At 72.4% G+C, this 23,329-nt stretch carries 22 protein-coding genes; 16 read left to right on the top strand and 6 right to left on the bottom strand.

The annotated features are described in order from the left end of the window. Positions 1–3: 3 nt before the first annotated feature. From ACFV0T_RS25540 to ACFV0T_RS25490, 11 genes are all read left to right on the top strand, one after another. Positions 4–1,038, top strand: a complete 1,035-nt coding sequence (locus ACFV0T_RS25540) for a phosphotransferase family protein (RefSeq protein ID WP_385783427.1) — start codon at positions 4–6, stop codon at positions 1,036–1,038. Then, the gene (locus tag ACFV0T_RS25535) at positions 1,028–1,966 is read left to right on the top strand and encodes a hypothetical protein (protein ID WP_385783424.1); all 939 of its coding nucleotides are present in this window, start codon (positions 1,028–1,030) and stop codon (positions 1,964–1,966) included. The genes ACFV0T_RS25540 and ACFV0T_RS25535 overlap by 11 nt, the downstream gene beginning before the upstream one ends. A gap of 121 nt (positions 1,967–2,087) precedes the next feature. Beyond that, the gene (locus ACFV0T_RS25530) at positions 2,088–2,366 is read left to right on the top strand and encodes a hypothetical protein (RefSeq protein WP_385783422.1); all 279 of its coding nucleotides are present in this window, start codon (positions 2,088–2,090) and stop codon (positions 2,364–2,366) included. 25 nt (positions 2,367–2,391) lie between these two features. Continuing rightward, positions 2,392–4,035, top strand: coding sequence for a carbamoyltransferase N-terminal domain-containing protein (locus tag ACFV0T_RS25525; RefSeq protein ID WP_385783419.1), 1,644 nt, complete (start codon positions 2,392–2,394; stop codon positions 4,033–4,035). Between the two features lie 24 nt (positions 4,036–4,059). Further along, positions 4,060–5,118, top strand: a complete 1,059-nt coding sequence (locus tag ACFV0T_RS25520) for a pyruvate kinase (protein WP_385783417.1) — start codon at positions 4,060–4,062, stop codon at positions 5,116–5,118. Between the two features lie 235 nt (positions 5,119–5,353). Next, a complete protein-coding gene (locus ACFV0T_RS25515) occupies positions 5,354–6,433 on the top strand; it encodes a pyruvate kinase (protein ID WP_385783414.1) in 1,080 nt (359 codons plus the stop codon). A gap of 2 nt (positions 6,434–6,435) precedes the next feature. Beyond that, on the top strand, positions 6,436–6,978 hold the full coding sequence (locus ACFV0T_RS25510; RefSeq protein ID WP_385783411.1) for an NUDIX hydrolase: 543 nt from the start codon (positions 6,436–6,438) through the stop codon (positions 6,976–6,978). A gap of 80 nt (positions 6,979–7,058) precedes the next feature. Continuing rightward, positions 7,059–7,787 (top strand): hypothetical protein, encoded by a 729-nt coding sequence (locus ACFV0T_RS25505; protein WP_385783408.1) that lies wholly within the window; start codon positions 7,059–7,061, stop codon positions 7,785–7,787. Then, positions 7,772–9,130, top strand: coding sequence for a flavin-containing monooxygenase (locus ACFV0T_RS25500; protein WP_385783405.1), 1,359 nt, complete (start codon positions 7,772–7,774; stop codon positions 9,128–9,130). The genes ACFV0T_RS25505 and ACFV0T_RS25500 overlap by 16 nt, the downstream gene beginning before the upstream one ends. Before the next feature lie 42 nt (positions 9,131–9,172). Beyond that, positions 9,173–9,829: a hypothetical protein gene (locus ACFV0T_RS25495; protein ID WP_385783402.1), complete on the top strand. Its 657-nt coding sequence runs from the start codon at positions 9,173–9,175 to the stop codon at positions 9,827–9,829. Then, positions 9,826–10,671 carry an aldo/keto reductase gene (locus tag ACFV0T_RS25490; RefSeq protein ID WP_385783399.1) on the top strand — a complete coding sequence of 282 codons (846 nt, stop codon included), beginning with the start codon at positions 9,826–9,828 and terminating at the stop codon, positions 10,669–10,671. Before ACFV0T_RS25495 ends, ACFV0T_RS25490 begins: the two co-directional genes overlap by 4 nt. Before the next feature lie 20 nt (positions 10,672–10,691). Here the strand turns inward: ACFV0T_RS25490 and ACFV0T_RS25485 are convergent, their stop codons facing one another. From ACFV0T_RS25485 to ACFV0T_RS25470, 4 genes are all read right to left on the bottom strand, one after another. Then, positions 10,692–10,907, bottom strand: a complete 216-nt coding sequence (locus tag ACFV0T_RS25485; protein ID WP_385783396.1) for a hypothetical protein — start codon at positions 10,905–10,907, stop codon at positions 10,692–10,694. A 232-nt stretch (positions 10,908–11,139) separates the two neighbouring features. Then, complete coding sequence (locus ACFV0T_RS25480) at positions 11,140–12,489, bottom strand: lysine N(6)-hydroxylase/L-ornithine N(5)-oxygenase family protein (RefSeq protein WP_385783393.1); 1,350 nt, start codon at positions 12,487–12,489, stop codon at positions 11,140–11,142. 75 nt (positions 12,490–12,564) lie between these two features. After that, on the bottom strand, positions 12,565–13,401 hold the full coding sequence (gene ddaH / locus ACFV0T_RS25475; protein WP_385783390.1) for a dimethylargininase: 837 nt from the start codon (positions 13,399–13,401) through the stop codon (positions 12,565–12,567). A 105-nt stretch (positions 13,402–13,506) separates the two neighbouring features. Continuing rightward, positions 13,507–14,742, bottom strand: a complete 1,236-nt coding sequence (locus ACFV0T_RS25470; protein WP_385783388.1) for an arginine deiminase — start codon at positions 14,740–14,742, stop codon at positions 13,507–13,509. A gap of 216 nt (positions 14,743–14,958) precedes the next feature. On the opposite strand from ACFV0T_RS25470, the gene ACFV0T_RS25465 reads away from it, so the two are divergent. Beyond that, positions 14,959–15,612, top strand: coding sequence for an FMN-binding negative transcriptional regulator (locus ACFV0T_RS25465; RefSeq protein ID WP_385783387.1), 654 nt, complete (start codon positions 14,959–14,961; stop codon positions 15,610–15,612). Positions 15,613–16,426: 814 nt separating this feature from the next. On the opposite strand, the gene ACFV0T_RS25460 is transcribed toward ACFV0T_RS25465, so the two are convergent. Together ACFV0T_RS25460 and ACFV0T_RS25455 are read right to left on the bottom strand one after the other, a co-directional pair. Next, positions 16,427–17,608, bottom strand: a complete 1,182-nt coding sequence (locus ACFV0T_RS25460) for a serine hydrolase domain-containing protein (protein WP_385783384.1) — start codon at positions 17,606–17,608, stop codon at positions 16,427–16,429. Positions 17,609–18,296: 688 nt separating this feature from the next. Beyond that, positions 18,297–19,040 carry a thioesterase II family protein gene (locus tag ACFV0T_RS25455; RefSeq protein WP_385783381.1) on the bottom strand — a complete coding sequence of 248 codons (744 nt, stop codon included), beginning with the start codon at positions 19,038–19,040 and terminating at the stop codon, positions 18,297–18,299. Positions 19,041–19,688: 648 nt separating this feature from the next. On the opposite strand from ACFV0T_RS25455, the gene ACFV0T_RS25450 reads away from it, so the two are divergent. The 4 genes from ACFV0T_RS25450 (at position 19,689) to ACFV0T_RS25435 (ending at position 23,172) form a co-directional block, all read left to right on the top strand. Beyond that, positions 19,689–19,904: an MbtH family protein gene (locus ACFV0T_RS25450; protein ID WP_385783379.1), complete on the top strand. Its 216-nt coding sequence runs from the start codon at positions 19,689–19,691 to the stop codon at positions 19,902–19,904. Between the two features lie 567 nt (positions 19,905–20,471). Continuing rightward, entirely contained in the window at positions 20,472–21,209 is a 738-nt protein-coding gene (locus ACFV0T_RS25445) for an LmbU family transcriptional regulator (RefSeq protein WP_385783376.1), read from the top strand. A gap of 111 nt (positions 21,210–21,320) precedes the next feature. Then, on the top strand, positions 21,321–22,907 hold the full coding sequence (locus tag ACFV0T_RS25440) for an amino acid adenylation domain-containing protein (RefSeq protein ID WP_385783373.1): 1,587 nt from the start codon (positions 21,321–21,323) through the stop codon (positions 22,905–22,907). Between the two features lie 34 nt (positions 22,908–22,941). Next, positions 22,942–23,172, top strand: a complete 231-nt coding sequence (locus ACFV0T_RS25435; protein ID WP_385783371.1) for an acyl carrier protein — start codon at positions 22,942–22,944, stop codon at positions 23,170–23,172. The last annotated feature ends 157 nt before the right edge of the window (positions 23,173–23,329 follow it).

The raw sequence follows: 23,329 nt of genomic DNA, 5'->3' as shown, positions 1-23,329 counted from the left end.
GCCGTGTCCCAGGACCGCAGACTGGCACCGATCGCGCACGCCCTGAACCCGGGCGCGACGCCCCTGACCGAGCCCTTCCCCGAAACCCCCACCGCGTGGGCCCAGGCCTACGCCCTGAGCTGGCCCGGCCACCCGGAGCAGTACGTGGTCCGCCTGATCGACGCCGGCGCCTACGAACGCGAGGCCGTCGCCGTCGAGTTCGCCGCCGCCCGGCTGCTGGGCGACCAGGGCATCGCGCCGGCCGTCCGGCACGCCGACCCCGAGAGCGGCGTACTCGTCATGGACCGCGTCCAGGGACATTCCGTGCGCCCGGCCGGCCCCGCCCAGGCCCTGTCGGTGGCCGGCCTGCTGGCCCGCCTGCACACCCTGCCCTGGGACAGCCCCGTCAGGCTCTACGCCCGAAAACGCCGGGAGGCCGGCGAGAGCGTGGCCCGCCTGGCCGGCAGCCGTCCCGAACTCGCCCTGTTCGGCGAGGCGTTGCGCGCCTTCGACCGTCTGCGGGCCGCCCTGGCGACCCTCCACACCGAGCACACCCTCTGCCACAACGACCTCAACCCCGGCAACATGCTCTTCGACGGCGACCGCGCCTGGCTGATCGACTTCGACCACGTCGGCCCCGGCGACCCCCTCTTCGACGTCGCCACCGCCGCCGACGCGCTCGGCCTGAGCCCGGCCGGCACCGACGCCTTCCTGGCCCGCTACTTCGGCCGCCCGCCCACCGACGACGAGAGCGCCCGCCTGGAACTGCTGGGCTGCCTGGCCCTGCTGCGCTACGCGGTCAGCGCGCTGTCCCTGGTCCCCGAGGACCTGCACCCCGCCCTCGCCGCCTGGACACCCCAGGACGTCGGCCAGGCCTGGGTGTTCCAGCCGGATCGCGAACAGACACCCGGACACGCCGTCTTCCGCCTCGCCCTCGGCTTCGCCACCGCCGGCCTTGCCCGGCTCAGCCGCACCCCGGCCACCCGCGCCCTGCGCACCCTCCACCTCACCCCCGCCCGCCCCACGCCCGCACCGGTAGGGGCAGGCCATGCACGCTGACGAGGCGGACGCGACAACGCAGACCCTGCACGGCGGCGAGGCGGACGCGACAACGCAGACCCTGCGCGGCGGCGAGGCGAACATGACGGCGCATACCCTGCGCGGCGGTGAGGCGAAAGTGACGGCGCAGCACATCGCCCCCCTGATCAGGCCCTCCGACGTGCTGCTCGCCGTCGGCCCCGCCGTCGACGGACGCGACCCCCACGCCCCGCCCCAGCTGCTGCTCATCGGCCCCGGCCGGCCGCCGCGCGGCATCACCGCCACCGTCGGCGCCATGCGCTGGGGCACCTACCGCGTCGGCGGCAACGCCCCGGTCCGCCTGGGCTTTTGGACCAGCCAGGAACTGACCGCGATCGCCGAGACGGTCTCCCACCTCGCCCTGGCGCTGCGGCTGCCCGCCGTCCACGCCCACCTGCCCCGCCTCGACATCGGCACCCGCAAACTCCTGCACGACCTGCGCGGCGCGGACGTCCTGGCCGGTGCCTCCGAGGCACAGCTGTGGCGCGAACGCCTGGACCTGGACCACCTGCACCACCACCTCGCCGCCATCCACCTGCGCCGCTACACCGCCCGCCGCCGCCACACCGACAGCCTGCTGGAGCGCGGCGACAGCGAGGACGCCGCGTGGATGCTCGGCGCCTGCGCCCGCGAACTGCTGGCCGCGCTGCTCGCCACGGCCGGCGAGACCAACCCCCGCGGCCACTGGCACCCGCGGCTGCTGCGCCTGCACCAGGAACACATCGGCGCACCCGACAGCACCCGCGCGCTGGCCCTGCTGAGCGCCCCGTGCGCGGCCGCCGGCCGCGACCGCCTGCACGCCGCCCTGCGCGACGCCGACCGCCTGCACGCCGCGATCCTGCGGCGCTGCCCCGCCCTGGAGCGCACCGCCCGGGCGGCCCCCTCCGGCCGCTGCGACACCGTCGCCTGACCCCCGCCCCCCCACACCTCCCCGCAAAAAGAAGAGGGGGCACCACCGCCCCGCCCCGCCCGCCTGCCCGAAGGGGGCCGGGACCGCGCGCCGCCCCGGCATTCGACGACAAGGAGACGCCATGCCCGCCATCGAGTTCATCGGCTACAGCCGCGACGAGGCCGTCGAACGGATGGAGCGCTACATCCCGCTCTTCGCCCACCTCGACTGGGCCGACGACTTCATCTTCCAGATCGAGCCGGACAACAAGGTCATCGGCCTCAACCGCATCGAGCAGCCGCTGGTACGGGTGCGCTCCCGCTTCCCCGAGCGCATCGAGATCACCCGGGACATCCTCCGCGACCACGAGGACGTCGAAAGCTTCGTGATCGACTTCCGCGCCCGCCGCGTACAGGACTGACCAGGAACCCGGAAGGAGAGCACCGATGCTGATCTGCGGCGTCAAGACGACGCACGACGGCGGCGTCGCCCTCATCGAGGACGGCCGCCTTGTCTTCTCCACCGAGATGGAGAAGCTCGGCAACAACCAGCGCTACGCCAAGATCAAGGACTTCGCCACGGTCTTCGAGCTGCTGGCCGAACACGGCTACCGGCCCGAGGACATCGACCACTTCGTCCTGGACGGCTGGTACAAGACCCACAAGATCCAGTCGTGGCACGGCCAGGAGTTCGAGACGGTCCTGGCCCCCTACCGGCGCGGCCTGCTCGACGACGACCTGCTGCGCGCCTACCCCCACCGCATCCAGGACCTGCCCTACCTGAGCTTCACCCACTACGCCGGCCACGTCGCCTCCGGCTACTGCGCCAGCCCCTTCGCCCGCGCCGGGCAGGGCTCGTACGTCCTGAGCTGGGACGGCTGGATGTTCCCCTTCCTCTACTACGTCGACGGCGCCACCCGCCACGTCACCAGCTGCGGCCCGCTCATGCCGGTCATCGGCGACTCCTACCTGCAACTGGGCCAGCTGTTCGCGCCGTTCGACGAGCCGATCGAGTACCCGCACATCCTGGGCCTGGCCGGCAAGATCATGGCCTACATCGCGCTGGGCGAGGTCCGCCCCGACGCCGTCGAGCACATCGACCGCACCATCGACACCGCGTTTTCCGAGGTGCTGGCAGGCCGCCCCGACGACGACCGCTTCTACCAGGTCGGCAACGGCATCGAGATCCTGAAGAAGATCAAGAAGAAGGTGGCGCTGGAGGGGGTGGAGCCCGCGGACATGCTCGCCTCCCTGCACCACGCCCTCAGCCAGAGGCTGGTTGCGGGGGTGCGGGAGAAGACCCGCGCGGCCGGCTTCGCCGACCGCAACCTGGTGGTCGTCGGCGGCTGCGGACTGAACATCAAGTGGAACAGCGCCCTGCGCGACAGCGCGGTCTTCGACAGCGTGTGGGTGCCGCCCTTCCCCAACGACTCCGGCAGCTCCATCGGGACCGCCTGCGCCGCGATGCTCACCCGCGGCGGGCCGGCGGCCCTGGAGTGGGACGTGTACTCGGGGCCGGCCCTGAAGGACTCCACCGCGCTGCCGGGCTGGCGCGAGGAGAGCTGCGACGTACGCGAACTGGCCCGGCTGCTGCACGAGAACAACGAACCGGTCGTCTTCCTCAACGGGCGCGCCGAGATCGGCCCGCGGGCCCTGGGCAACCGCAGCATCCTCGCCCCCGCCGGCCTGCCGAAGATGAAGGACCTCCTCAACGAGGTCAAGGACCGCGAGTTCTACCGGCCCGTCGCCCCGATCTGCCTGGAGGAGTTCGCCCCCGGCGTCTTCTCGCCCGGCACCCCCGACCCGTACATGCTCTTCGACCACCAGGTCCGCGACGCCTGGAAGGACCGCATCCCGGCGGTGTGCCACCTGGACGGCACCGCCCGCCTGCAGACCGTCAACCGCGGCCAGAACGAGACCGTCTTCGACCTCCTGACGCACTACCACGAGCTGAGCGGCATCCCGCTGCTGTGCAACACCAGCGCGAACTTCAAGGGCTCCGGCTTCTTCCCCGACGTCCGCTCGGCCATGGAATGGGGCCGCATCCGCCTCATCTGGTCTGATGGAAAACTCTTCACACGCGCCCACTGACGGCCGGCAAGGACACCTGACGACATGACAAGCCTGATCGCCACCATGGGCCCGGCCATCCTCTCCCCGCGGACCCTGCACGACGCCATCGCCCGCGGCGTGAGCGCCCTGCGGTTCTCCGCGTCGAAGTTCTCCGCCGGCGAACTCGCCGCCCAGGCGCAGCGCACGGCCGGGATCGGGGCGGCGCTGGGCCGCCCCCTGGACCTGCTGCTGGACCTGCCGGGCGCCAAGACCCGGCTGACCAACGAGGACTTCTTCCCCCTGGCCGGGGTGGAACGCCTGCACGTCCTGTTCCATCCCGCCCCCGCCCGCCCCGAGTTGCCGGTGGCGCAGATCGGCACGACCGGCATGGCGATCGCCCCCTACATCGAGCCCGGCGACATCCTGGTGCTCGGCGACGGGGAGAACGCGCTGCGTGTCGAGTCGCGCACCGCCGACGGCTGCATGACCCGCCCGCTCACCCACGGCGACGTGGGACGGCACAAAGGCATCAGCCTGCACGGCAAGCCGCAGGCCTACCAGGCGCTCGGCGACGCCGAGGCCATCGCCCTGAAGGGGCTGGGCGAGAGCGTCTTCTCCGGCGTCATCGTCTCCTTCGTCGAAGACCCGGACACACTGGAGCAGGCCCGGTCCCTGATCGGGGACACCCCGCACGACGGCCGTCCGGCCCCCGCGCTCATCGCGAAGATCGAGACCCGGGCCGGCGCCGAGCGGGCCGCCGAGCTGGCGCGCGCCGCCGACGGCGTGCTGCTCGGGCGCGGCGACCTCCTCCTGGACGCCGGCGAACTGGACTTCTACGACCTGGGCAAGACCGTCATGAAGGAGACCCAGAAGGCCGGCCGGCCCCTCATGGTCGGCACCCAGCTCCTTGCGAGCCTGTCCGAGGGCTGGCTGCCCAACCGCTCCGAACTGGCCTACCTCTCCCACCTCGTGGAGAAGGAGGTGGACGGCCTGATGCTGGCCACCGAGACCACGGTGGGCAGCGCCCCGCTGCGCACCGTCGAACTGGTCACCGCCCTGATCGAGCGGTACGGAACCGGCGCCGCGCCGGCGCCGCTCTTCCCCAGCCGCAGCGCCGCCTAAGGGCTGTCCCGTAACCCCCGGCGGGCGCACGACGACAGCTACGGCACCTCGCCGCGTTGTCGGATCGCCCGAATACGCCCAGTATGCGGACGGCCCTCCGCCGTGCGATGCACCGCATCCGACGCCGCGCGCTGATCCACCGGGGATCACGGGACAGCCCTTGGCCGCCCGCAGCGGGGGGCGGCGTCCAGCCCCTTCTCGCCCCCTTCCACCCCCCGGTACGCAGAGAGGCCCCATGTCCAGAATCGTCGTCACCCTCGGTCCCGCGACCGCGCCCCCCGAGGTCCTCGAACAGGTCGTCAAGGCAGGCGCGGACTCCTTCCGCTTCCCGGCGTCGAAGGCGTCGGTCGCCTCCCTCGCCGCCCTGGCCTCGCGGGTGTCCTCGGTCGCCGCCGGGCTCGGCCGCAGCCCGGACCTGCTGCTGGACCTGCCGGGCGCCAAGACCCGCTTCACCAACGACGACCAGTTCTCCCTGGCGGGCCTCTCCCACCTCCAGGTCCACTTCGGGCCCGTGCCCTCCGACGTCCACCGCGACGTGCCCGTCCTGGGGCTCACCGGCTCGGACATCTCCGCACTCGTCGGCCCCGGCGACATCATCCTCATCGGCGACGGCGAGGACGCCCTGCGCGTGGAGCGGGTCGAAGCCGACCACTGCGTCGCCACCCCGCTCAGCGCCGGGTTCCTCGGCAAACGCCGGGGCGTGGCCCTGCCGGGCAAGAGCGTCCCGCCGTCCGGGCTCACCGACACCGACCGGGCCGCCCTGCAGACACTGCCCGGATCGCTCTTCAGCGCCGTCATCATCTCCTTCGTCGAGTCGGCGGACAGCGTGCGCGAGGCCCGCGCCGTCATGGCGGCCGCCGCCCAGGGCCGCCACGCCGTCCCGCCGGTGATCGCCAAGGTGGAGACGCAGGCCGGCGCGGCCGCCGTGCGGGAGATCGCCGCCTGCGCCGACGCGGTACTGCTGGGCCGGGGCGATCTGCTGCTGGACTGCGGCCCGATCGAGTTCTTCGACCTGTGCGAGAACGTGCGCGCCGCCACCGCCGAGGCCGGCTGCCCGCTCATCGTCGGCACCCAGCTGCTGACCAGCCTGTCCGCCGGCTGGATGCCGCACCGCTCCGAACTCGCCTACGTCAGCGGCCTGCTGCGCGAGAACACCGCCGGGCTGATGCTCGCCGACGAGACGGCCGCCGGCACCGCCCCCGTGCGCACCGTCGAACTGCTGCGCGAACTGCGCGAGCGCTACTGCGCGTCCCCCGACCCCGCCCCCCTGTTTTCCGCCCGCGCCGGCGCCGCGGCCGGCCGCGGGGGAGTGTGAGCGTGGCCGCGCACATCCGGCTGCCGCGGGCACTGCCCGACCTGGCGGCCGCCGCCCAAGCCGCGCACCGCGACCCCTACGGCGCCCGCGACCTGCTGACCACGTCCGCGCACGGCGCTCCCGGACCCGACGGCGACGTCATCGTCGCCGGCTGGGTCTACTCCCACGACCTCCGGCACACGCTCCTGGTCGCCCACCCCCGCTTCGGCTGGCTCAGCCCCGGCGGACGCCTGGAGGACGGCGAGTCCCCGCTGCAGGGCGCCTGCCGCGAAGTCGCCGAAGAAACCGGCCTGCGGCTGCGCCCGCTGCTGCCCGACCCGGTAGCGGTGCTCGGCAACCGCGAGCGCACCGAACGCCGCTACGGACTGGCCTACGCCTTCGCCGCCGACCCGGCCGGCCCGCTCACCCCGGAAACCGGGCAGCCCGCGGCCTGGTTCACCCTCGCGGACATGCCGCCCTGCCCGGCGTTCCCCCTCGACCACGAGGTGCTGGCGCACACCGCCCGCGACCTCGCCCGCGGGCCGCGCGAGCCGTCCCGGCCCTAGACACCCCGCCCGCCCAGGCGCCCGCCCAGGTGCCCGCCCCGGCGCCGGGGCGGCACACCGCGATCCACGCTGGAGTCGACATGGACACACCGCCCGTGCCCGGCATTCTCATAGAGGGTCACGAGTACAGCGGGAAAAGCACTCTGGCCCGCCAGGTCAGCGACGGTCTGCGCCGGCGCGCACCGACCGTGCGCGCCGCGCACGCGACCCTCAGCGGCGACCCGCTCGTGCGCTCGCTGCTGGACGAGGCACTGAGCGTCTTCGACGGCGCCGAACACCACGACTTTCGCCACCCGCCCACCTGGCGCCGCTTCAACAGCCGCCGCTCGGCCCAGCTCATCCTGGACACCGACCTGTTCGGCCGGCGCCGGCCCGTGCCCGGCGAGATCCTCGTCCAGGACCGCTACTGGCTCGCCCAGTACGCCTTCAACCAGTACTTCACTCCCGCCGAGGGCTACCTCAGCCCGGCCTGGATCGCCTCGTGCGTGCCGAGGTTCGCCGTGCAGGTCTACCTGACCTGCGACGCCGCGACCCGGCGCCGCCGGGCCGCGGCCCGCGACGGCGCCAAGGCCAAGCACCCGCTCAACGCGTTCCTGCGCCGCCACCTCGACGACGTCGCCCGCCTGGAGACGTTCACCACCACGCTCGTCCACGACAGCCCGCACTGGCTGGTGCTGGCCTCCGACCGGCTCTCGCCGCAGGAGATGACCGACGCCGTCCTCGAGCGCTTCGACGCCGCTACGGGCCGCCCGCCCGCCCAGACGCCGGCCGCCGCCGGCACCCTGGCGGATCGGTGGCCGGTCAGGTGACAGCGCCGCTGAGCGGGCCGGCCGGCCCCGACGACCGCACCGACCGCTGGTGCATCATCGGCGCGGGCCCGGCCGGGCTGGCCACCGCCAAGAACTTCCGCGACGCCGGCCTGCCCTTCGAGATCGTGGAACGCCACGACAGCCTGGGCGGGATCTGGCGCTACGGCCGGCCCGGCAGCGCCGTCTACCGCTCCACCTGCATGATCTCCTCCAAGCGGCTCAGCGCCTTTCGCGGCTTCCCGATGCCGGCCGCGGCCCAGGACTTCCTCGGCCACCGCGAGGCGCTCGCCTACCTCACCGACTACGCGCACGCCCACCAGCTGCCCGAGCACATCCGCTACGCCCGCGCGGTGCGACAGGTCCAGCGCCGGGGCGAGGCATGGTCGGTGACGTTCGAGGACGGCGCCACCTGCCTGTACCGGGGCGTCGTCGTCGCCTCCGGACACCACTGGGATCCCCGCCCGGCCCGCTTCCCCGGACACTTCGACGGCCGGGTCCTGCACTCCAGCGAGTACCGCACCCCCGGCGTGCTGCAGGGCAAACGCGTCCTGATCGTGGGAACCGGGAACTCCGGGACCGACATCGCGGTGGAGTCCTCACGCGTCGCCGCCCGCACCCTGCACTCGGTCCGCCAGGGCTGCCACTACCTGCCCAAGTACTTCCTGGGGCGGCCGATGGACGAGGTCATGGAGTGGTTCGTGCGCGTACGCGCCCCGCGCTTCGTGCACCGCTGGATCCGGCGGGCGGCGATCTGGTGCGTCTTCGGCGATCCCGCCAGATTCGGGCTGCCGCGCCCGTCCCGGCGCATCATGGACGGGCGGCTCATCCTCAACTCCGAACTGGTGCACCACGTCGCCCACGGCGCCGTCGTCTCCAAGCCCGACGTGGCCGAACTGCGCGGTGACCGGGTCCGGTTCACCGACGGCTCGGAGGAGGAGGTCGACGTCATCGTCCACGCCACCGGCTTTCACGCCTCCCTTCCCTTCCTGTCCGCCGACGACCTGCCCCAGCGGGAGTCGGGCCGCTACCCCGACCTCGCACTGCACCTCTTCCACCCCGCACACGACGGCCTCTTCGTCGTCGGCATGATCCAGCCCGACAGCGGCGCCTGGTGGCTCTTCGACGACCAGGCCGCGACGGTGACCGCCTACATCGGCGCCGTCAGCGGCGGCGGCCGAGCCACCCGCAAGGCCCGCGCCCTCGTGGGCGGCCACGCCGCCCGCAGATACCAGCCGCCGGGAACGCCCGGCCCCCACGCGTCACTGCGCGTCGAGCACGACCGCTACACCAGGATCCTGCGACGGCTTCGCCGGGACCTGATCTCAGCCGCCGGCAGAGCGTGAGGAGCGATGATGGACGGTGCGCGCAGGGCGACACTCAGGGGCGTGCTCCTGGAAGGGCTCAACTTCGCCGGCAAGTCGACGACGGCGAGCCGCCTCACCGCGCTGCTGCGGGCCCGGGGCAGCGAGGTCCACTCACGCCACTGCTACGTCTGCGACAGCGACGCCACCCAGGCGCTGCAGCTGCGGGCGAAGCGCGCCGTCGGCGCGAGCGGCGGCCGCCCCTTCCCCGACCCGGACCTGCTGCGCCCGTTCAACGCCCTCAAGTCCGCCCAGATGCTGATCGACAGCGAACTCGCCACCGACTGCGCCTACACCGGGCGCCAGGGCCCCGTCCTCATCCAGGACCGGCACTGGTTCACCCAGTACTGCAACAACGCCTTCTTCACCCCCGGCGAGGGATACCTCAGCGACACCTGGGCCCGCACCTGTGCGCCCCGCTTCACCGTCCAGGTGTATCTGACCTGCTCGCCGGCCGAACGCGAACGCCGGGCCGGACGCAGAAACGGCGACGCCCACGGACTCAACGCCTACCTGCGCGCCCACCCGCACGGCATCGCCGCCCTCGACACGTTCTGCATCGAGCAGATCGCCGACGACCCGGCCTGGACCGTCCTGGCCACCGACGGCCTGTCCCAGGACGACACCGCCGCCCGCCTCCTGGACCTCTTCGACGCCCGCCACCCCGCGGTTTCCGCATGACGGCCCACGACCCGGCGCGCCCCGGCACACCCGCAGCGAGCGCAACAGCACCCGCCCGCCACAGCCTGCCCGGCGGGCCGCTCCGGCTGGCCGGGCGGATCGTCTCCCGCCTCGGCCTGGGCACGATGCGCCTGGCCGGCCCGGGCAACTGGGGAGCACCCGCCGACAGCGCCGCAGCCGTCAGGCTCCTGCGCACCGCCGTCGGCGAGAGCGGCGTCAGCCACCTCGACACCGCCGACTCCTACGGCCCGCACACCGTCGAAGAGCTCGTCCGCCGGGCACTGCACCCCTACCCGGACGACCTGCTGGTGGCCACCAAGGTCGGACTGGTGCGGCCCGGCCCCGGCGTGTACGAGCCGCTGGGCCGCCCCGCCTACCTGCGCCACGCCGTCGAGGCGTCCCTGCGCCGGCTGGGATGCGAGCGGCTGTCCCTGTGCTACCTGCACCGCGTGGATACGGCAGTCCCCTTCAGCGACCAGCTGGGCACCCTCGCCGACCTGCGCCACGAAGGGAAGATCGCCGCCATCGGACTGTCCCGCGTCGGCGTCGGGGAGATCGACCGCGCGCGCGGCATCACCCCGATCGCCGCGGTCCAGAACCCGATGAACCTGCTCCAGGGCCACGACCCGGCCCTGGAGCACTGCCGCGCCCTGGGCATCACCTACGTCGCCTACCGCCCGCTGGGCAAAGGGCGGCTCATCGGCGACGACCTGCCCGCCGTCCTGGGCCGGCTGTTCGGCCTCGGCCCCCATGTCGCCGTCATCCCCGGCACCACACGCCCCGACCACCTGCGCCAGCTGGTCGCCGCAGCACAGGCGGCCCCGCCCCCGCCCCCCACCTGAGCCGTCGGCGCCGGCGGGTGTCAGTCCACGCCTTCGAGGAGCTGCTGCAGCGCTCCCACCCGCCGGCACAGCTCGGCCAGTTCGGCCCGCAACGCCTCCTGCTGCGCCGCGGCCCGCTCCGCTCCGCGCCGCTGCCGCCTCCAGCTCGACGAGACCCAGACCAGCCCCGTGGCCAGCAGCGCCGTCGTGCTCAGCATCACCGAGCCGGCGACCGCCGCGCCTGCCATGGAATCCATCGTGACGCCTCCCTCTGGGCCCTAGCGACCCCTGTGACATGTGCGGGGCAGTACCGCAGACGCGCGGCCGCGGGCACACCCGCCGGGCCGCGGATCCTTTGTGCCCGGCCGTCTGCCTGCGCCACGCCCTGCCTGTGCGGGTCCTTCACATTCCCGGCAGGCCCGCACGTCCCGGGACGAACGCCCGGGACCCGCGGAACAGCCACCCTGGAACGCTCTTCCTCGTCCGCGGTCAGGCCGACTTGTCGGCGCTCTGCAGGACCGCGGACCCTGCCGCAGCCAGATGGCGCTCGGTGCGCTCCTTGATGACGGCATCGGCTATCTCGCCGCTGCGCACGGCGATGTTCGAAAGCAGCGACGACGTCAGGCCGTGCGTGTGCTCCGTACCGCCCTGCAGATAGATCCCGCAGGGCAGTTCCGGCGTGGTGACCAGCCGGTAGCCGCGGGTCACCCGGTGGCGTCCCGACGCGTCGCGCAGGCAGTAGCGGTCGAGGTCGCCGAGCAGGCTCGTGGGGTCCATGGTGGCGTAGCCGGTCGCGAAGACGATCGCGTCGACGCCCAGTTCGCGCTGTGCGCCGTCCAGCCGCCGCAGCAGCACCCGTGCCCCGGGCCCGTCCCGCACGACGGAGGCCACCTTCGTCTGGTTGTGGAAGTGCAGCCGCTTGGTGCCGCAGACGTCCTCGTCGTAGGCGATCTGGTAGAGCGCCCTGATGTCGGCGTCGTCCACCACCCCGTAGTTGGTGTTGCGGTGGTAGCGCCAGAACGCCTCACGGGTCGGCTCGTTGCCGTAGTAGTAGTCGTCGACCGCTTCGGCGTCGAAGACCTGGTTGGCGAAGGGCGTGTCGTCGGCGATGGAGTAGCCGTAGGACGGGAAGACGGCGTGCACCTGCGCGTGCGGCAGCTGCGCGTGCAAGAACTTGGTGATCTCCGCCGCGCTCTGCCCGGCGCCCACCACCGCGACGCTTTTGAGCTGTGCGGGGTCGGCCAGACGGTACTGCGCCAAGAACTCCGAGCTGTGCCAGACCCGTTCGTCGCGCACCACACCGTCCGGCATACGCGGTTGCAGGCCCGTGGAGATGACGACGTTGTGCGCGTTCACCCGCCGGAGGCTTCCGTCGGCGGTGTCGCGGACCTCGATCTGCACCTGGCAGGCCGAGCTCGCGTCATCGGGCGGCGGCCGGCGGATCGCGGTGACGGCCGAGTTGTAGGTGACCACGTTGGTCATGCCCGACTCCGCCCATTCCAGGTACTGGTGGAACTCCTGGCGGGTCGGGAAGAAGTCCTTGCGGTTCACGAACTGGGCGAGCCGGCCCTGCGCGTGCAGGAACGACACGAAGCTGAACCGCGAGACCGGATTGCGGAAGGTGACCAGGTCCTTCAGGAAAGAGATCTGCATCGTCGCCGACGGCAGCAGCATGTTGCGGTGCCAGCCGAACTGCGGCTGACGCTCGAAGAAGGCGGAGGTCACCGGGTTGGTCAGCACATTGGCGTGATGCTCCTCCAGGGAGATGGCGAGCGACAGATTGGACGGGCCGAATCCGATGCCAACCACATCGTAGGTGTCAATTGCACGCGTATTCATGGACAGTCTCCCGCTGGCGTTGCCGCGACGTGGACCGGGCTCGGCGCCCTCGTCGACCGCGTCGATGGGTGGGGGTCAGGCGTGGGCCTGGTGGCGGATCTCCAACGTGCAGCACTTCACGCTGCCGCCCGCCTTGAGCAGTTCGGACAGATCCACCCCGACCGGCTCGAAGCCGCGCCGGCGCAGCCGCGCGGCCAGTCCGGTCGCGGTGTCGGGCAGGAACACGTGCCGCCCGTCGGACACCGCGTTCAGGCCGAAGGCCTCCGCGTCGGCCCTTGCGGCCACGACCGCGTCGGGGAACAGCTCGCGCAGGGTGGCGAGACTGTCCGGCGAGAACGCGTCCGGGTAGTACATGACGTCGGTGTCGGAGAGCACGGCGAGCGCCGTGTCCAGGTGGTAGAACCGCGGGTCGGTCAGCGTGAGGGTGACCACCGGGCAGCCCAGCGCCTCACGCAGCTCGGCATGGGCGCGCGGGTCGGTACGAAACCCGGTGCCCGCCAGGACCGTGCGGCCCACCACCATGTAGTCGCCCTCGGCCTCGTTGACATACGTGGCCGAGTGGACCTCACGGTAGCCGCGGGAGGTGAACCACTCCTGGTGGGCCGGGGCCTCCGCGGCCCGCTGCGGATGGCGGAAGCGGGCGATGAGGACCCGGTCGTCCACGACGGTCGCCCCGTTGGCGGAGAAGACCATGTCGGGCAGCCCCGCCACGGGTTCGAGGAGATCGACCGTGTGCCCGTACTCCTCATAGAGCCGTCTCAGGCCCTCCCACTGCTCGATCGCCAGATCGGTGTCGACCGGCTTGCCGGGATCCATCCAGGGGTTGATCGCGTAGGTGACGTCGAAGTGCGTGGGACGGCACATCAGGTAGTGGCGGTGTGTGGCCTGACGGACGGCCGGCCTCTGGGACATCGCTCTTCCTCTCGGTCAGGGGGGACTCGGGTCGTGCCGTGAGCCGCGGCGCTCGCGCCTGCCGCCGCTCTCACCGGCGCGCAGCCGGGCGCCGCGCGGGCGGACTCAGACGGCGTCGCGTTCGAGGGGGCAGCTCATGCAGCGCGGGCCGCCGCGGCCCCGGCCGAGCTGGTCGCCCCGGATCCGCAGCACCTCGATGCCGTTCTCCTCGAGCATCCGGTTGCTGTGTTCGTTGACCTCGTAGGCGATGACGGTGCCGGGAGCGACGGCCAGGAGGTTGCAGCCGTCGTTCCACTGCTCGCGCTCGGCACTGAACGCGTCCTGCTCGCTCTGCAGGACGCGGACCGTGTCCAGGTCCAGCGCGCCGGCGAGCGCGGCGAACAGATCGGCGTTCTCGCTGACGTCGGGGACCGGGCCGGCCGAGGGGGTCAGCGTCCAGGACCGCAGCCTGGCCCGGTCGAGGCCGGTGAAGAGGGTGAAGGCGTCCTTGTCCACCATGGTCATCACCGTGTCCAGGTGCATGAACGCGCGGGCCTTGGGCAGCTCCACGGCGATCACCCGCCGGGCCGAACCGGCCGCGAAGAGGCGCCGGGCCAAAAGCTCCACACCGGCGGGCGTGGTGCGCTCACCGAGACCGACCAGGACGGTGCCGTTGCCGATCACCTCGACGTCGCCGCCCTCGATCGCGGCCGGCGCCATCGCCTCGCCGTCGATCCAGCGCCGCGCGCCGGCGTCCGCGAACATCGGGTGGAAGGCGTAGATCGCCTCGTAGTTGACCGTCTCGCGCTTGCGCCCGGCCTTGCGCATCGGGTTGACCGAGACCCCGTCGTAGACCCAGCAGCTGGTGTCGCGGGTGAACAGCGAGTTGGGCAGCGGCGCCAGGACGAAGTCGTCGTCGGCCAGCAGGTCGAGACCGAACGAGCGGACCCCGCCACGGCGCTCTCCCAGCGCCTCCAGCAGCTCACGCTTGCTCAGGCCGCCCAGCAGGTGCGTGGCCAGATCACCGGGCCCCATCGCGGTCAGCGCCTGCCGCGCCGCCCGGGCCAGCGACGCACCCAGGTGCGGCTGGCGCTCGTCCAGGACGCGGCCCAGGATGAACGCCACCGCCTCCTCGGCCTTGACCGTCTCGGCGAGCAGCTCGTGCAGGAGATGGACCGTGACTCCCCGCTCACGCAGAAGCTGCTGGAAAGCCCGGTGCTCCTCCTTCGCCCGGGAGACCCAGACGACGTCGTCGAAGAGCAGCTCGTCCTTGTTGTCCGGGGTCAGCCGCTCGAAGTCCAGACCGGGCTCGTGCAGGACGACTTGCTTCAGCGCACCGACCTCAGAATTTACATGGAACATACTCTCGCCTCACTCCGATCCCGGGCAGTTACCGCGCTTCCAACAAAGTTATCCGCGCGGGTTTCCCTTTCGTTATCGAACCTATTTCGGCCAACCGTGCTCCCTTTCCCGGGAGTTCAGCCGGCGAAGTCCGATCGATAACGGCCCGAAAGAAGGCATGGCTAGTTTCCTCGCCGACAAAGCAAAGCCACGCCGAATCCGAAGGGGCGGTATGAGATGTTCGTTCCCCCGCCGTACCGGGAACCGGACGGTTCCTGGACGGCCGACCTGATCCGCGGCAACCCGCTGGCGCTCCTGGTGAGCAACGGCACCGATGCCGACGGCCCGTTCGCCACCCACCTGCCCGTCATCCCGGACCCCCGGGCGAGCGGCGAGTGGGCCGCCGACCTGTCGGGCGCCGTCCTGCTCGGCCACATGAACAGGGCCAATCCGCACTGGGCCGCACTCGGGTCGGGGGCCACCGCGGTCCTGGCCTTCACCGGACCGCACGCCTACGTCTCACCCACCGTGTACGAGGTGACGCCGGCGGCTCCCACCTGGAACTTCACCTCGGTGCATGTGCGCGGCACGATCGAGAGGATCGACGAGGACGTCTCGGCCGAGGAGGCACTGCAGGTGGTGCAGTCCACCGTGCGCGCCTTCGAGGGCCTGTTCGGCACGGGCTGGGACATGTCCGAGTCCGTCGACTACTTCCGCGGGATCCTGCCGGCCGTGGGCGCCTTCCGGTTCACCGTCACCGGCGCCGACGGCATGTTCAAACTCAGCCAGGAGCAGGCCCCCCACGTCCGCGACCGCGTACAGCAGTCCTTCAGCCGGCGCACGTGCAGCCGCCATCGCGCCACCGCCGCACTGATGGAGAAACTGCCCTGATGCCCGTTCACCCGGAACCGCGGACCCGCGAGGCGCCCTGACCCGCGGCCCGAATCCTTTTTCCGTTCCCCTGCACCGGACATGCCGGTGCGCTCCCGAAAAGACAAGGAGGACACCACCCCGCCGGCGGACTGCCGCGCATTCCCTCCACACGGATCCCGGGAGAAGAAACACGGCTCAACCGGGATACGTCCGCGAGAACACGACCCTGCGGCGACGACAGGGGACACTCCCTGACCCGGGCCTGGCCACACGGCCACGCCCGGGTCGACGAGTGCGCACGCCGACAGCCGTGCGCAAGACCTCCTGGGCGTCCTGGCCCGCAGGACGCCCGGCCGGCGCTCAGTGCCGCGCTGTCCGCCGCGGCGCACCCCGTGCTGCACGGCGTGCAGGCAGCCCCTCAGCGCCGGCATCGTCCCCGCAGCCGACTCCGGCAGCGCGGGGTGCGCCGCGCCCGCTGTCGAGGAGAGCCCGCACGACCCCGGCGTCGACGCGGGCGGCTCGCCGACGCGGCCGACGACCACGGACGTGCCCCGCTGCGCGCCTGGCGGTCAAGGGCGCTCAGCAGGCGGGTGTCCGCACCCGTCATGCCCACCGCGTGCGGGAGGCCGCGGGCGGCATCCATGCACTGGACGATGCTGCCCGCGGCGTCGGCAAGCAGCAGCAGGGTGAGGTGGTCGACGGCACTGATCGCATCCCTGGCCGGCCGCCGGGCCGGGAGCCGGCCCGGCTCCGCACGCCGCGGTCGGACACGGCGGGGGTGCGGGCCGGCGTCCTGGTGCCGCGGCCGCGGAAAAGGCGGGGTGCGGCTGCCTCAGCGTGAGGCGGAAGGCGTCTGGCAGAACTCGGCGTTCAGAATGGGAAGGAGGGTCTCCGCTCCCCAGTTGCTGTTGTAGTTGAACGCGAGTTGGTGGCGGCCGTCCTCGGTGAAAGCGGCCAGGGTGAGCCACCCCACCGTGCCCCCGTCGTGATACCAGACGGTGGTGCCGCAGCCCAGCGTCAGCCGCTCGATGCCCAGTCCGTAGGACGAGCCCGGGAAGTCGGGGTTGTCGACGGTCGTCTTCATCTCCTTCAGCTGCCGCGCCGGCAGCAGCTTCCCGCGCATCAGGGCCCCGTAGAAGCGGTCCAGGTCGCCCGCGCTGGAGATGATGTCGCCGTTGCCCCAGACCTGTGACGCGTTCACCTCGGTGACGTCGTCGATCCGCTCGGGCTGCACGTAGAAGAGCTTGGAGTAGCCGCGGCTGCTCGGCCGGGGCAGGCCGGCGCTGGTGCCGGGGTTGGACGTCGCCTTGAGCCCCAGGGGTTCGATGATGCGCGCGCGCACCTCGTCCTCGTACGGCCTGCCGCCGACCTTCTCGACGATCAGCGCGGCCAGGATGTCGTTGGTGTTGGAGAACCAGTGCCGGGCACCGGGCGCGAACAGCGGCGCGTGCGAGAGCGCCACCGCCACGCGCTGCTGGGGCGTCTGGGTGTCGTAGCGGTGCTGGAGGTAGCCGTCGCCCGCCAGGTAGGTCTGGCCGTACTCCGGGTCGGCGAGGTAGTCGAACAGACCGCTGGTGTGGTTGAGGAGCTGGCGTACGGTGATGGCGCGGCCGTCGTTGCCGTGGCCCGTCACCAGGCCCGGCAGATGGCGCTCGACGCTGTCGTCGAGGCTGAGCTTCTTCTCCGCCGCCATCTGCAGCAGGACCGTCGCCACGAACGTGTTGGTGATGTTGCCGATGCGGAACCGGTCGTTCTTGCCGCGCGGCGCACCCGTCTCCAGGTTGCCCACGCCCGCCGCGGACTTCCATATTCCGCCGGCGTCGCGCACTTGGGCGGTGACGCCGGGGACACCGGCGGCGACGGCCGCGTCGATCGCGCTCTGCGTCGCCTGGTGGTCGGCCGCCGTGGGTGCCGTGTCCCGGGATGCCTGGGCGGGACTTGTTAAGGCGGTGGCCGTGATCACGGCCGCCGCCACACCGATCACGCCGGCCCTTGGTCTCTTCGCTCGCGTCATTCCCCGCTCCTGAGAGTCGTCCGCACTTGGCTGATGACGTACTTGTGCGGTCCGTCGGCTGCAGAGTAGGTCACCCGTGTCGGGCGCGGGTAGCTTGCGCGGCAAGACCGCGGACGGCGACGCGGTGGCCGAGCGCGGCGCCCGGGTGCACGAGCAGGCCGGCGGCCGGCGCGGCGGATACGGGGACACCGGTGCCCACCAGCCACAAGGCGTGCACGGCACCGCAGTTGACCAGGAACGCGCCGGGATCCCGCCCGCGAGGAGCGGTCCTCGCCGCGCGTGCGTGCGGGACGCTCGGCACCGGCGCGGCGGGCGCGGCGGGCTGCCGGATGCGGCGACGGCGCGACGGTGACGCCGGTCCGCGGGTGCCCTCGGGACCCGGCGAGGGGCGCCTGTCATCTCCCGGGCATACAGGCGGTGTTCCTCGAACCGGGCCGTTTCGAGCGCACAGATTGCGACACGGGTGGGCCGCAGGGTGTCGCCGCGCGGGGCGGGCCCGATCCACGGGCGCCGTGCGGGCCGTGCCTGTTGTCCAACGTGCCGGTGACGGCGGCGCTTCAGGCCGGCCGGCAGCCGTCGCGGCCCGCACGGTCCGGCATCCCGGCCGCTCGCGGCCGTCGCACGGCCCGCGTGCCGGCGGCCACGCGGCCGTTCCGGAGCGGGCCGCGCCCGCTGCGTCGGGGCAGGTTCAGGAACGGGTGGCGCCCGCCGCGTCGAGCGCCGTGCTCACGTCCTGCTCGATCTGCCGCAGCAGCGGTCCGGGATCGTCCTGGAAGTAGAAGTGACCGCCGTCGAAGACCCGCAGGCCCAGGAAGCGCTCGGTGTGCTCCTCCCAGCCGGTCATCCGCTGCGGTGAAGCGGAGTGGTCCGCGCCGCCCGCGTAGGCGGACAGCGCCACCGGCAGGGCGGCGGCGTCGGGAGCGGGGCGCCAGGTCTCCACCAGCCGCAGGTCGGCCCGGATGATCGGCGCGAACAGGTCCCACAGGTCGGGGTTGTCGAAGATGTCGTCGGGCGTGCCGCCGAGCAGCTTCAGACGCGTGCGCAGCTCGGCGTCGGGCAGCTCGTGGTAGCGGTTGCCCCGCCCGGCCAGCTGGGGCGCCGTCCGTGCGGAGACACCGACCCACACCGGCAGCGGCAGGCCCCGGTCGGCGACCCGCCGGGTGATCTCGTACGTCACCAGGGCGCCCATGCTGTGCCCGAAGAGGGCGTAGGGGCAGGTCAGTTCGGGCTCGATGCTGCCCAGCAGGTAGTCGGCGAGACGGCCGGCGTCGGTGATCTGCGGCAGGTCGAAGAGGAGGCCGTGGCCCGGCGCGTCGAGCAGCCGCACGTCCCAGGTGTCCGGCAGCCCGTCCGGCCAGCGGCGGTACGGCAGGTGCGAGCCCCCCGCGTGGTGCAGGACGAACAGGCGCAGGGCAGGTGGTGTGCTGTCCATCGCTCTCCCTCGGATCGGGCCGCGCGTCTTCGGGCCGGGGGACGGTGTCCGGCCGGCAGGGCGCGGGCCGTCGCCGCCGAGCCGCCCGCCGTCCGCGCCGTCGGCTGACGGACGTGCGCTCCCCGGTCTCAGGGCTCTCTCCAGTGGGACTCCACGCGATCCAGCCATGCGGTGCAGGAGGCTCACGTTACAGCGGCAGGCAGGCAACTCCCCGCCCATGAGGGGGAGCGGGTCACCCGGGTGGACGCCGCTGCGAAACGGTCGCTGACCGGAACCCGGCGGACATCCCGCGCGGGCGCCGCACGGACGCCGGGGGCGTGACGCCGCGGCGGCCGGGCGATCCGGGGGCGCCACCGGTGGTCCGCGGGCCCCGCTGTGAGCCCGCAGGATCCCGGCGGGGCGCGGGTGCGGGCGGGCGCCGGGAGGGCCGGTGCGCGTGCCGCCCTTGTAGCACTGACGGTCGAGTCCTTACGGTGACGTGGCAACGCCGGGGTCGCCGCCGATGCCGGGTGTCCTGTCGACCGGACGCCCGGGTGTCCTGTCGACCGGACAGTGCCCGTCGGCTCACCTGCGCCCGGTGCTGTCCCGCACCCGGACCGGCGATGCCCCATTCCGAGTCACCCCATGACGGTTAAAGGACGGTGCCCGTTGAGCACGAACCCCTTCGATGACGAGGACGGCCGCTTCTTTGTTGTGGTCAACGACGAGGACCAGCACTCGCTGTGGCCGGTGTTCGCCGACGTGCCCGCGGGCTGGCGGGTGGTCTTCGGTGAGGCGGCCAGGGCCGAGTGCCTGGAGTACGTCGAGCAGAACTGGACCGACCTGCGCCCCCGCAGCCTGCGCGAGGCCATGGCGGCGGACTGAACGCCGCCCGCACACAGCCGGGTCGAGGGCGGCGCAGCCCGTCGGTACCGTCCGTGACCGACGGCGGTGACGCGGAAAAGGGGCCGTACGGCACGCACCTGCGGCCTTTCGCAGACGCGGCTGCCGGCCGCCGGGCCCGCGGACCCCGCGACACCGTCCGCTCACCTCGACCGCACCCGCCGGCGCAACACACCGCGGCCCGCGACACCAGTGGCACCCGCGACACCAGCGGCGCCCACGATGCCCGCGACGTCCGCGGCACCGACGACGTCCGCGACGCGAAACGACGTACACCGACGACGTCTGCGGCATCGAACGACGTACACCTGCGACGTCTGTGACACCGACGGCGCACACACCGACGGCGCACACACCTACGGCGTCCGCGACGCCCGCGGTGCTCGGCCCCGCGGGCCGGCCCGCGCACCCATGTCCCGCCGGCCCTCGCGCAGCACGGGAGCGGACCGGCCGAAGCGCATACGACAGTCGACGTGACCGCCGCCCGGGTGCCCGGCCGAGTGATCGGCTGACGCCCAGGCAGACACTTTGAGTGGGGAGTTGAAGGGTGTGAGCGGCGCTGTGAGGACCGCGAGCAGACACAAGGCGGGGCCGGCGGCCGGCAGCGGTGAGCCCGCGCAGCGCGATGTGGTCCTGCCCTTCGTGGGGTCACAAGCCAAGGTGCAGAAGTCGGGGATGACCTTCCCGCAGAACCTGTCGGAGCGGTCCTGGGAGCAGATCGGGGCCGGCCTGCGCGAACTCGTGGACTCCTCCGCGTGGTGGCTCGCCGACTGGCTGCTCTACGGGGAGTCCACCTACGGCTGGCGGCGATACAAGGAGGCGGTCGAGCGGACCGGGCTCGACTACCAGACCCTGCGCAACTACGCGTGGGTGGCCCGCCGGTTCGAGCACCACCGCAGGCGCGACAGCCTCAGCTTCGCCCATCACGCGGAGGTGACCCGCCTCTCGCCGCCGGAACAGGACTACTGGCTGCGCAAGGCCGAACAGCAGAAGTGGTCGCGCAACGAACTGCGCAGGGCGGTCCGTGCCAGCCTGGCCGCGCAGAGCGACACGGCCGAGATCGCTGCGGGCAGCGGCGACGAGCAGCGGGAACTGCCGCGGCCGGCCGAGCCGGCGGCCGCCGACAAGCGCCCGCAGAAGGTCACCACGCTCACCATCGAACTGTCCGCCGGCCAGCTGGAGTACTACTCGAAGGCCGCCGCCGCGCACGGTCTGCCCGTCGACAAGTGGGTGGCGCAGATGCTCGAAAACGCCGACCGGCGCACCGCCCCACAGCGCACCGCCTAGCAGCGCACCGCCCCACAGCGCACCGCCTAGCAGCGCACCTCCCTCAGGGCGCCGGCCGGCCCCGTTGCCCGTGGCGCGCCGGCCGGACATCTCTCACATCGGAGCCACTCAATGATCCTTCAGGGAAAGCGGGTCGCCCTGCCCCCGGCGCCCGTGGTCCACCGGCAGTTCGAGGCGCACGCGGCAGCGACGCCCGACGCCGTCGCCGTGTTCTGGGCCGGCCGGCAGGTGACGTACGCCGAACTGGACGTGCGGGCCAACCGGTTCGCGCACTTCCTCGCCGCGCGTGGACACGGCCGAGGTGCGAAGGTCGGCGTCTGTCTCGACTACTCCATCGACATGCTCGTCGCCATCCTCGGCACGCTGAAGGCGGGCGCGGCCTACGTGCCGTTCGACCCCGCCTACCCGCAGGCGCGGCTCCAGCTGCTGCTGGGCCAGGTGCCCGATCTCGCCCTGATCGTGGCCTCCCCGGCGACGGCCCCGATGGTCGAGTCGGCGGCCGCCGACGTCATCGACCTGCAGCAGCTCGCCGGGCACCTCGCCGGCCTGCCGGCCACCGCTCCAGGCGTCACGGTCACCGGGGACGACCTGTGTTACGCGGTCTTCACGTCCGGTTCGACCGGGACGCCGAAGCTGACCGCGGTGCGGCACGAGGGCTGGTTCAACCTGATGAACTGGCTCCGGCTCGAATACGGCCTGCACCAGGGCTCGAACAACCTGGTCGTCAGCGCGTTCGGCTTCGACCTCTCCCAGCGCGCCCTGATGACACCGCTGTTCTGCGGCGCCACCCAGTATCTGATGGCGAGCCGCAACTTCGACGCCATGCTGGCCTACCGCATGCTGAGCGAGCACGACATACGCGTCGTGCACTGCGCCTCCAGCACCCTGTACCTGCTGGTGGACTGGGAGAACGCACGCGGCGGCGACGCGCTCACCCAACTGGACTACGTACTGTTCGGCGGCGAGCCGCTGAAGACCGAACGCCTCACCGGCTGGGCCCGGCGCGAGGGCAACACCTGCACCCTGCTGCACCAGTACGGCGTCGCCGAGTGCACGGACGTCGCCACCTCCTACGACCTCGCCGCCTACCGGCCCGGCGAACAGGACATCGCCCCCGTCGGCCGGCCGGCCTACAACACCGACATCCACCTCCTCGACGAGCAGCTGCGCGCGGTCGGGGCGGGGGAGTACGGCGAGATCTGCATCTCCGGGGCCAGCGTCGGCGCGGGCTACCTGGGCGGCGCGGGCCCCGAGAACGAGAAGTTCACGACGCTCGAGGTCGACGGCGCGCCGCGCCGGCTGTACCGCACGGGCGACCGCGGCCATGTGAACGAGGCCGGCGAACTCGTCGTCGCCGGCCGGATGGACGCCCAGGTGAAGGTGCGCGGCATGCGCATCGACCCCACCGACATCGAGCGCGCGCTCGGCCGGCTGGACGGCATCCGGGAGGCCGCCGTGGTGGTCACCCACACCGACGCCGGCGAGGCCGAACTGAGCGCGTTCATCGTCCCGGCCGGGGACGACCTCGCCGAGGACGACGTGCGCGCCCGCCTCCTGACGACGCTGCCGCGCACCATGGTGCCCGCCCGGTTCACGAACATCGCGCGGATTCCGCTGAGCCCGCACGGGAAAGTGGACCGCGCGGCGCTGGCCGGCGCCTGCCGGAACCAGTTCGCCGGCAGCGCCACCACGGCATAGTCGACGGACCTTGACGACAACCGAGAGGACTGTGATGACTGCCGATATCGTGCGCGCCATCTGGTGCCGTGAATTCCAGCGCGATGACATAGCGGTCGACGATGATTTCTTCGCCCTCGGCGGCCATTCCGTGATCATGGTCGGGATTCAGGGCGCCTTTATGGAGGAGTTGGGCGTCGAGGTCCCGATGGACCAGATGTTCCTCAATCCGACCGTGGCGTCGATCTCCGCGTACATCGATTCCCTGAGTGCGGTCGCCCCGTAGCGTCAGCCACGGTTGATGCCGTGTCGTGTGTGGCCGGCGGGGCCCCCCCCCGCCGCGGCCGGCCGCGGGGGGGGGGCCCCCCGGGGGCGGCGGGGCCCCCCCCCCCTCCTCCTGCCGCAGCAGAATCCCGGGCGTCTCGCCCCCGACCTTCATCTGA

This window comes from Streptomyces sp. NPDC059582 (assembly GCF_042735715.1).
In the GTDB taxonomy this organism is placed as follows: Bacteria; Actinomycetota; Actinomycetes; order Streptomycetales; family Streptomycetaceae; genus Streptomyces.
Note: the sequence above shows the minus strand (reverse complement) of the source record. Positions and strands in the feature narration are given on the sequence as shown.

What these genes read in the sequence shown, in the direction of transcription:
- ACFV0T_RS25535 (WP_385783424.1), top strand. Translation starts at nt 1,028, where the DNA reads ATGCACGCTGACGAGGCGGACGCGACAACGCAGACCCTGCACGGCGGC.
- ACFV0T_RS25530 (WP_385783422.1), top strand. Translation starts at nt 2,088, where the DNA reads ATGCCCGCCATCGAGTTCATCGGCTACAGCCGCGACGAGGCCGTCGAA.
- ACFV0T_RS25525 (WP_385783419.1), top strand. Translation starts at nt 2,392, where the DNA reads ATGCTGATCTGCGGCGTCAAGACGACGCACGACGGCGGCGTCGCCCTC.
- ACFV0T_RS25520 (WP_385783417.1), top strand. Translation starts at nt 4,060, where the DNA reads ATGACAAGCCTGATCGCCACCATGGGCCCGGCCATCCTCTCCCCGCGG.
- ACFV0T_RS25515 (WP_385783414.1), top strand. Translation starts at nt 5,354, where the DNA reads ATGTCCAGAATCGTCGTCACCCTCGGTCCCGCGACCGCGCCCCCCGAG.
- ACFV0T_RS25505 (WP_385783408.1), top strand. Translation starts at nt 7,059, where the DNA reads ATGGACACACCGCCCGTGCCCGGCATTCTCATAGAGGGTCACGAGTAC.
- ACFV0T_RS25490 (WP_385783399.1), top strand. Translation starts at nt 9,826, where the DNA reads ATGACGGCCCACGACCCGGCGCGCCCCGGCACACCCGCAGCGAGCGCA.
- ACFV0T_RS25485 (WP_385783396.1), bottom strand. Translation starts at nt 10,907, where the DNA reads ATGGATTCCATGGCAGGCGCGGCGGTCGCCGGCTCGGTGATGCTGAGC.
- ACFV0T_RS25480 (WP_385783393.1), bottom strand. Translation starts at nt 12,489, where the DNA reads ATGAATACGCGTGCAATTGACACCTACGATGTGGTTGGCATCGGATTC.
- ddaH (WP_385783390.1), bottom strand. Translation starts at nt 13,401, where the DNA reads ATGTCCCAGAGGCCGGCCGTCCGTCAGGCCACACACCGCCACTACCTG.
- ACFV0T_RS25470 (WP_385783388.1), bottom strand. Translation starts at nt 14,742, where the DNA reads ATGTTCCATGTAAATTCTGAGGTCGGTGCGCTGAAGCAAGTCGTCCTG.
- ACFV0T_RS25465 (WP_385783387.1), top strand. Translation starts at nt 14,959, where the DNA reads ATGTTCGTTCCCCCGCCGTACCGGGAACCGGACGGTTCCTGGACGGCC.
- ACFV0T_RS25460 (WP_385783384.1), bottom strand. Translation starts at nt 17,608, where the DNA reads ATGACGCGAGCGAAGAGACCAAGGGCCGGCGTGATCGGTGTGGCGGCG.
- ACFV0T_RS25455 (WP_385783381.1), bottom strand. Translation starts at nt 19,040, where the DNA reads ATGGACAGCACACCACCTGCCCTGCGCCTGTTCGTCCTGCACCACGCG.
- ACFV0T_RS25440 (WP_385783373.1), top strand. Translation starts at nt 21,321, where the DNA reads ATGATCCTTCAGGGAAAGCGGGTCGCCCTGCCCCCGGCGCCCGTGGTC.
- ACFV0T_RS25435 (WP_385783371.1), top strand. Translation starts at nt 22,942, where the DNA reads ATGACTGCCGATATCGTGCGCGCCATCTGGTGCCGTGAATTCCAGCGC.